This is a genomic window from Lichenibacterium minor (assembly GCF_004137685.1).
GTDB classification, from domain to species: domain Bacteria; phylum Pseudomonadota; class Alphaproteobacteria; order Rhizobiales; family Beijerinckiaceae; genus Lichenihabitans; species Lichenihabitans minor.
Map to the genome: position 1 here is coordinate 25,475 of NZ_QYBB01000042.1, position 8,254 is coordinate 33,728.

Consider the following 8,254-nt stretch of genomic DNA (forward strand, 5'->3'; position numbering starts at 1 on the left):
GCCCATGATCTCCACCGCGCGCCACGGCGACGTGCTCGTCGTCACGGTCGACAACCCGCCCGTCAACGCGCTCGGCACGGCGGTGCGCCGCGCCATCGGCGAAGCGGTGACCTCGGCCCAGGCCGACGCCGGCATCGTGGCGACGGTGATCGGCGGCGCCGGAAAGCTGTTCTCGGGCGGGGCCGACATCACGGAGTTCGGCAAGCCGGGCGGGGAACCGGGCCTGCCGGAGCTGTGCGACGCCGTCGAGGCCAGCGCCAAGCCGGTGATCGCGGCGCTGCACGGCACCTGCTTCGGCGGCGGGCTCGAGCTGCCCCTGTCCTGCCACGGCCGCGTCGCGGCGCCCTCGGCCCGGCTCGGCCTGCCGGAGGTCAAGCTCGGGCTGCTGCCCGGCGCCGGCGGCACGCAGCGCCTGCCGCGGCTCGTCGGCGTCGCCCGTGCGCTCGACATGATCGTTTCGGGCGACCCCATCGGCGCCGATGCGGCGCTGGCCGCCGGCCTCGTCGACCGCGTCGTGCCCGAGGCCGAGCTGCTCGCCGGGGCGGTGGCGTTCGCCCGGGACGCCGCGGCCCGCGGGGCCCCGCGCCGCACGGGCGAGCGCGAAGCCCAAGGGGGCGTCGCGGCCGTCGACGCCTTCACGGCCGCGAAGGGCAGGGCGCTCGGGGGGCGCGACGCCCCGGCGGCCTGCATCCGCGCGGTGCGGGGTGCCGTCGAGCTGCCCTTGGCCGACGGGCTCGCGCAGGAGCGGCGGCTCTTCGTCGACCTGCTCGGCGGCGCCCAGTCGAAGGCGCTCCGCCACGCCTTCTTCGCCGAGCGCGCCGCCAACAAGATCGAGGGCCTGCCGGCCGACGCGAAGCCGTTGAAGGTCGAGCGCGTCGGCATCGTCGGGGCCGGGACCATGGGGGGCGGCATCGCCATGACCTTCCTGTCCGCCGGCATCCCGGTGACGATGGTGGAGCGCGAGCGCGGCGCGCTCGACCGCGGCGTGGCGCTGATCCGCTCCAACTACGAGCGCAGCGCCAAGCGGGGCCGGTTCACCCCCGACGAGGTCGAGGCCGCCATGGGGCGCCTCACCCCCGTGCTGGAGTTCGACGCGCTGCACGATTGCGACCTCGTCATCGAGGCGGCCTTCGAGCTGTTGGAGGTCAAGACGGAGATCTTCGGCCGGCTCGACCGGATCTGCAGGCCGGGCGCCATCCTGGCGTCGAACACGAGCTACCTCGACATCGACGCGATCGCGGCCGCGACGTCGCGGCCCGGCTCGGTGCTGGGGATGCACTTCTTCTCGCCCGCCAACGTCATGAAGCTCCTCGAAGTGGTCCGCGGCGCCCGCACGGAGCCCGCCGTCCTCGCCACCGCGATGGCGCTGGCCAAGCGCCTCGGCAAGGTCGCGGTGGTGTCGGGCGTGTGCCACGGCTTCATCGGCAATCGGATGCTGAACCCGCGGCAGGCCCAGGCCAACGCGCTGATCCTCGAAGGCGCGGCGCCCGAGGACGTCGACCGCGTCATGCTGGAGTTCGGCATGCCGATGGGGCCGTTCCAGATGGCCGACCTCGCGGGCCTCGACCTCGGCTGGACGGCCGAAACCTCCAAGGGCGAAACCGTGCGCGACATCCTGTGCGAGCGGGGCCGCCGCGGCCAGAAGACCGGCAAGGGCTTCTACGACTACGATGTCGACCGCAGGCGCACCCCGTCCGACGAGGTGAAGGCCGTGATCGCCGAGGTGGCGGCGCGCCAGGGCGTCGCCCGGCGAACGATCGGCGACGACGAGATCCGCGAGCGCCTGCTCTATTCCATGGTCAACGAGGGCGCGAAGATCCTCGACGAGGGGATCGCCCAGCGGGCATCGGACATCGACGTCGTCTGGATCAACGGCTACGGCTGGCCCGCCACCACGGGCGGCCCGATGTTCTGGGCCGAAAGCGTCGGCTTCGACAGGGTCGCGGCGGGCCTCGCCCGGCACCGCGACCGCCTCGGCGACGCCGGCGAGCCTTCGCCGCGCCTGCTGTCGCGATCCGCGTAGCGCCATACCGCATCGGCGGCGCGCGGCGGGGCGGCGACGCCGGCGCGAACAAAAGGCTCGACGCGGCCGTCATACCGGATATTCTAAAACGATGGTCCGGGCGCGAAGCCCGGCTTCGAGGGGGAGGGCGGGCGCGTGCGTGAGGCGGCCATCGTATCGACGGCGAGGACGGCCGTCGGGCGCGCGCATCGCGGCGCCTTCAACGACACGGACGCGCCGACGCTGGCCGCCCACGCGATCCGCGCCGCGGTGGAGCGCGCCGGGATCGATCCGGCCCGCGTCGCCGACGTGCTGCTCGGCTGCGGCAACCAGTGGGGCACGCAGGCGGCGAACCTCGGCCGCATGGCGGTCTTCGCCGCGGGCCTGCCGCGCGCCGTGCCGGCCGCCACGCTCGACCGGAAATGCGCGTCCGGCCTCACCACGATCGCCATGGCGGCCCGCGCGATCCGCTGCGGGGAGATCGACGTGGCGGTGGCGGGCGGCTGCGAGTCGATCTCGCTGACGCTCGGCCCCGGGGCGCCCGAGCGGCGGGAAGCGCCGGCCGTCCTCGCTGCCGAGCCCGCCGCCTACGCGGCGATGATCGAGACCGCCGAGATCGTCGCCGAGCGCTACGGCGTGGCGCGCGACGCGCAGGACCGCTTCGCGGCCGACAGCCAGGGCCGCGCCGCCGCCGCCCAGGCCGCCGGGCGCTTCGCCGTCGAGATCGTGCCGGTGACCGCCGACAAGGTGCTCCGGGACCGCGACGGGCGGGAAACGGGCCGCGACGCGGTCACGCTGTCGGCCGACGAGGGCGTGCGCGCCGACACCACCCTCCAGGGCCTCGCGGCCCTGCCGCCGGTGTGGAAGGGCGGCGCCTGGACGGGCCCCGGCCGCCACGTCACGGCCGGCAACGCCAGCCAGCTGTCGGACGGCGCGTCGGCCCAGGTGCTGATGGACCGCGCCACCGCGGAGCGCGAGGGCCTGCCGGTGCTCGGGATCTACCGCGGCTTCCAGGTCGCAGGTTGCGCGCCGGACGAGATGGGCATCGGCCCCGTCTTCGCCGTGCCGAAGCTCCTGGCCCATGCGGGGCTGCGGGTCGAGGACATCGACCTGTGGGAGATCAACGAGGCCTTCGCGAGCCAGGCGCTGTATTGCCGCGACCGTCTCGGCATCGATCCCGACAAGTTCAACGTGGACGGGGGCGCCATCGCGATCGGCCACCCGTTCGGCATGACGGGATCGCGCCTCGTCGGGCACGCCCTGCTCGAAGGGCGCCGCCGCGGGGCGCGCCACGTCGTCGTGTCCATGTGCGTGGCGGGCGGCATGGGCGCGGCGGGACTGTTCGAGATCGCCTGAACGGCACCGAAGGGGAGGGGATCACCATGCCATTGCGCTACGTCGAGCCGGCCGCCGAGGCCTACGCCTTTCCCTTGACGGTGGGCCAGCTCCTCAACGGATGCCTGCTCTCGTCCCGCGGCAACGAGATCGTGTACCGCGACCAGGTGCGCCTCACCTACCCGCAGTTCCGCGAGCGGCTGGGCCGGCTCGCGTCGGGCCTGAGCGGGCTCGGCGTGGAGGAGGGGACCACGGTCGCCGTGATGGACTGGGACAGCCATCGCTACCTCGAATGCTACTTCGCGGTGCCGATGATGGGCGCCGTGATCCAGACCGTGAACGTGCGCCTGCCGCCGGCTCAGGTGATCCTGACGCTGGCGCGGGCCGAAGCCGAGGTGCTGCTCGTCCACCGCGATTTCCTTCCCCTGGCCGAGGCGGCGCTGCCGCAGCTGCCCCGGGTGAAGGCCGTGGTGCTGATCGCGGACGGGGCCGAGATGCCGCTTCCGGGCTGTGCCGGGGTGGAATACGAGGCGCTGCTGGCCGGCGCGTCGCCCGGCTACGCGTTCCGCGACTTCGACGAGAACGCCGTCGCGACGACCTTCTTCACCACCGGCACGACGGGCCTGCCCAAGCAGGTGAGCTTCACCCACCGCCAATTGGTGCTGCACACGCTGGCGAACTGCGGCGCCTCCGGGGCGACCCGCGGCCGCGGCTTCGGCGTCGACGACGTGTACATGCCGCTCACGCCGATGTTCCACGTGCACGCCTGGGGCGTGCCCTACATCGCCACCATGCTGGGGCTAAAGCAGGTCTACCCCGGGCGGTACGACCCCGCCACCATCCTCGACCTCCGGGCCCGGGAAGGGGTCACCTATTCGCATTGCGTGCCCACCATCCTGCAGATGGTGCTGGCGGCCGCCGACGGGCGCGGCGACGACCTGTCCGGCTGGATGATGTCGATCGGTGGATCGGCCCTGACGGCGTCGCTGTGCCAAGAGGGCCGCCGCCGCGGCATGCACATCACGGCCGGATACGGCATGTCGGAAACCTGCCCGACGGTGTCGCATGCCCGCACCTTCGCGCGCGACGGGCTTGAGGGCGAGGCGGAGGTGGCCGCGCTCATCGTGGCCGGCGCCCCCGTGCCGCTCGTCGCCGCCCGCGTGCTCGACGCCGAGGGGCGCGAACTGCCGGCCGACGGCCGGTCGCAGGGCGAACTCGTGCTCCGCGCGCCCTGGCTGACGCGATGCTATGTCGGGGACGCGGACGCCTCCGACGCGCTGTGGCACGGCGGCTGGCTTCACACGCAGGACGTCGCCGTGATCCATCCGGACGGCTCCATCGGCATCCGCGACCGGCTGAAGGACGTCATCAAGTCGGGCGGGGAATGGCTCTGCTCGGTCACCATGGAGGGCGTCATCGCCGACCTCGACGAGGTGGGCGAGGTCGCCGTGGTGGGCGTGCCGGACGCGCATTGGGGCGAGCGCCCCGTGGCGGTCGTGGTCGCCTCGGCGGGCCAGGCCGTCACGGCGGAGCACGTCAACGCCCGGCTCGACCGCGCCATCGCGGCCGGCGAGCTCAGCCGCTACGCCCGCGTGGGTCGCGTCGAGGTGATGGAAGCGCTGCCGAAGACCAGCGTCGGCAAGATCGACAAGAAGGCGCTGCGCCACGCCCTGGCCGTGGATGCCGCAGCCTGATGCCGGACGGGCGCGATCCGCTGAAGCCGCGCCGGCACTATCGCGCCTGGCGGCGCGTGACGCTGCGCTGGGCCGACAACGACGTCTACGGCCACGTCAACAATGCCGTCTATTGGCAGTGGTTCGACACGGCGGTGAACGAGTGGCTGATCGCGCACGGGCTCCTGGACGTCGCGCGGGGCGGGGTCGTCGGCTTCGTGGTCGAGACGGGGTGCCGGTACGCCCGGCCGTTGTCCTACCCGGGGGCGGTCGAGATCGGGATCGCGGTGGTGCGGCTCGGCCGCTCCAGCGTGACCTATCGGCTCGGGGTCTTCGCGGAAGGCGCCGAGGAGGCCAGCGCCGAGGCGCTGTGGACGCAGGTGTGCGTCGAGCGTGAAACCGGCCGGCCGGTGCCGGTGCCGGATGCGTGGCGCGAGCGGCTGTCGGCCGTCGACGAGATGCGGTGAAGGGAGACGCGCGATGGAGATCGGGTTCACGCCGGCCGAGGAGGCCTTCCGCGACGAGGTCCGCGCTTTCCTGCGCGAGAAGCTCCCGCCGCGCACCGCCGCCAAGGTGCTCGGGTCGAAGCGCCTGACGCGCGACGACCTCGCCGAATGGCATGCGTTGCTGAACGCGCGGGGCTGGCTCGCCGTGGGCTGGCCGGCCGACCAGGGCGGCCCGGGCTGGACGGTGATGCAGGGCTTCATCTTCGACCTCGAATGCGCCCTCGCCGGCGCGCCGCGGGTGATCCCGTTCGGGGTGAAGATGCTCGGGCCGGTGCTGATGAAATACGGCACGGAAGCCCAGAAGAGCCATTACCTGCCGCGCATCCTCGACGGCACGGATTGGTGGTGCCAAGGTTATTCTGAACCCGGCGCCGGCTCGGACCTCGCGAGCCTGAAGACCGCGGCGGTGCGGGACGGCGACCATTACGTCGTCAACGGCCAGAAGACCTGGACCACGCTGGCGCAATATGCCGACCACATCTTCTGCCTCGTGCGCACGGACGCGTCCGTGAAGAAGCAGGAGGGCATCTCCTTCCTGCTGATCGACATGCGCACGCCCGGCGTCGAGGTGCGGCCGATCGTGACGCTCGACGGCGAGCACGAGGTCAACGAGGTCTTCTTCACCGACGTGCGCGTGCCGGTCGGCAACCTCGTCGGCCCCGAGAACGCGGGATGGACGGTCGCGAAATACCTGCTCACCCACGAGCGGACCAACATCGCGGGCATCGGCGAATCCATGCAGGCGTTGAACTGGCTGCGCCGGATCGCGTCGCGCGAAACGTCGAACGGGCGTTCGCTCGACCGCGATCCGCTGTTCGCGGCGCGGCTCGCCAGAGTGGAGATCGACCTCGAAAACATGAAGACCACGAACCTGCGCGTGCTCGCCACGGCGCAGCGCGGCGGGGCGCCGGGGGCCGAAAGCTCCATGCTGAAGATCCGCGGCACGGAGATCCGCCAGGAACTGACCAGCCTCACGCGCCGCGCGCTCGGCCCCTACGCCCAGCCTTTCACGCCCGAGGCGCTCGACGATGGCTTCAACGGCGAGCCGGTCGGGCCACCTGACGCCGCGCCGGTCGCGGCCGAATATTTCAACAACCGCAAGCTGTCGATCTACGGCGGCTCCAACGAGGTTCAGCGCGGCATCGTGGCGAAGGCGCTGCTGCGCCTCTGATCGCACGGTTTCCAAAGGCCCACGGCCTTTGGCCGCGTTCGGGGCGGAGCCCCGAGCCGATGTCGGGTTTCCTCGCCCTCCTGCCGTTCTGGACTGCCGCCATGGATTTCACGCCCACCGACGAACGCCGGATGCTCGCCGACACGCTCGGGCGCTATCTCGCGACCGAGTACGACTTCGAAGCCCGCAAGCGGGCCATGGCGGCCCCGGACGGTTTCAGCCGCGCCGCCTGGGCCGGGATGGCGGAGCTCGGCGTCGTCGGCGCCCTGTTCGACGAGGCGGCGGGCGGCTTCGGCGGCGCCGGCTTCGACGTCGGCACGGTGTTCGAAGCGCTGGGGCGCTCCATCGTGGTCGAGCCGTTCCTCGGCACCCTTCTGGCCGGGCGCTTGCTCGCAGCCGGGGGGGCGGACGGCGAGCTGCTGGCCTCCATCATCGACGGTTCGACGCTGGCCACGGCGGCCCTCTTCGAGGCGGACGGCCGCTACGACGCGATGCGGGTCGCGATGCGGGCCGAGCGCAGCGGCGAGGACTGGGTGTTGACCGGCACCAAGGCCGTCGTGCCGATGCTGGAAGCCGCGGACGTGGTCGTGGTGTCGGCGCGCACGGGCGGGCAGGGCGCCGCCGAGGCGGGGATCTCGCTCTTCGCCGTGCGGCGCGGCGCCCCCGGGGTGGAGGTGCGCGGTTACGGCCTGATCGACGGCGCGCGCGGGGGAGAGCTGCGCCTCGACGGCGCGCGGCTCGACGCCTCCTGCCTCGTCGGTCCGGAGGGCGGCGCGGCGCCGCTGATCGAGGCCGCGTTGGCGGCCGGCGTCGTAGCGTTGAGCTACGAGGCCTTGGGCGCCATGGGGGCGGCGCGCGACGCGACGCTCGACTACCTGCGCACGCGCGTCCAGTTCGGCGCGCCCATCGGCAAGAGCCAGGTGCTGCAGCACCGCATGGCGACGGTGGAGATCGAGATCGAGCAGGCGCGGTCGGCCGCCATCAACGCCGCGGCGTCGCTCGACGGCGATCGCCACACGCGGGAGCGGGCCGTGTCGGCGGCGAAATACACGATCGGCCGGGTCGGCACGCTGGTGGCCGAGGAGGCGATCCAGATGCACGGCGGCATCGGCATGACCTGGGAACTGCCGCTGTCGCATTACGCCAAGCGCATCGTCATGATCGACCATCAGCTCGGCGACGAGGACTACCACCTGCAGCGCTACATCGACCTCGGCCAGCGGGGCTCGCCGGCGATCACGCCCCAGGATCTCGCCTCCTGACGCGCCGCGGGCGCATCGTCGTCGCTTTCGGCCGTGTGTCCGGTCGATCCGTGCGTCGCTCCTCCCGTTTACGGGAGAAGGCGAGGGAAGTCGGGGCGGGGCAGGGGAGGTGGGCCGATTCCCTGCTGCCTGCCGGGGGCTGCGAAGGCCCTGGGCAGGTATCGGCCGGGGTGCTTCGGATTTTTGCAGTTTTGTGAATTTCGGCGTTGACGGGTCTCCGCGGGGTATCCTATACAGCGTTCATCGACGGCGGCGCTGCTGATGAGCGGCCCGCGGGTTTCGACGCTTCCGAGTTTGTCTCAGGA

Annotated in this window: 6 protein-coding genes; all 6 read left to right on the forward strand. The window is 72.5% G+C overall.

The annotated features are described in order from the left end of the window. Positions 1-4 precede the first annotated feature (4 nt). The 6 genes from D3273_RS22580 (at position 5) to D3273_RS22605 (ending at position 7,949) form a co-directional block, all read left to right on the forward strand. Positions 5-2,023, forward strand: coding sequence for a 3-hydroxyacyl-CoA dehydrogenase NAD-binding domain-containing protein (locus D3273_RS22580; protein WP_245501340.1), 2,019 nt, complete (start codon positions 5-7; stop codon positions 2,021-2,023). Positions 2,024-2,158: 135 nt separating this feature from the next. Continuing rightward, positions 2,159-3,358: an acetyl-CoA C-acyltransferase gene (locus D3273_RS22585; protein ID WP_129229157.1), complete on the forward strand. Its 1,200-nt coding sequence runs from the start codon at positions 2,159-2,161 to the stop codon at positions 3,356-3,358. Positions 3,359-3,384: 26 nt separating this feature from the next. Beyond that, positions 3,385-5,031 carry a long-chain-fatty-acid--CoA ligase gene (locus tag D3273_RS22590; RefSeq protein WP_129229158.1) on the forward strand — a complete coding sequence of 549 codons (1,647 nt, stop codon included), beginning with the start codon at positions 3,385-3,387 and terminating at the stop codon, positions 5,029-5,031. Further along, entirely contained in the window at positions 5,031-5,477 is a 447-nt protein-coding gene (locus tag D3273_RS22595; RefSeq protein ID WP_129229159.1) for an acyl-CoA thioesterase, read from the forward strand. Before D3273_RS22590 ends, D3273_RS22595 begins: the two co-directional genes overlap by 1 nt. A 13-nt stretch (positions 5,478-5,490) precedes the next feature. Beyond that, positions 5,491-6,687 carry an acyl-CoA dehydrogenase family protein gene (locus tag D3273_RS22600; protein WP_129229160.1) on the forward strand — a complete coding sequence of 399 codons (1,197 nt, stop codon included), beginning with the start codon at positions 5,491-5,493 and terminating at the stop codon, positions 6,685-6,687. Between the two features lie 59 nt (positions 6,688-6,746). Further along, entirely contained in the window at positions 6,747-7,949 is a 1,203-nt protein-coding gene (locus tag D3273_RS22605; RefSeq protein ID WP_245501341.1) for an acyl-CoA dehydrogenase family protein, read from the forward strand. Positions 7,950-8,254 lie beyond the last annotated feature (305 nt).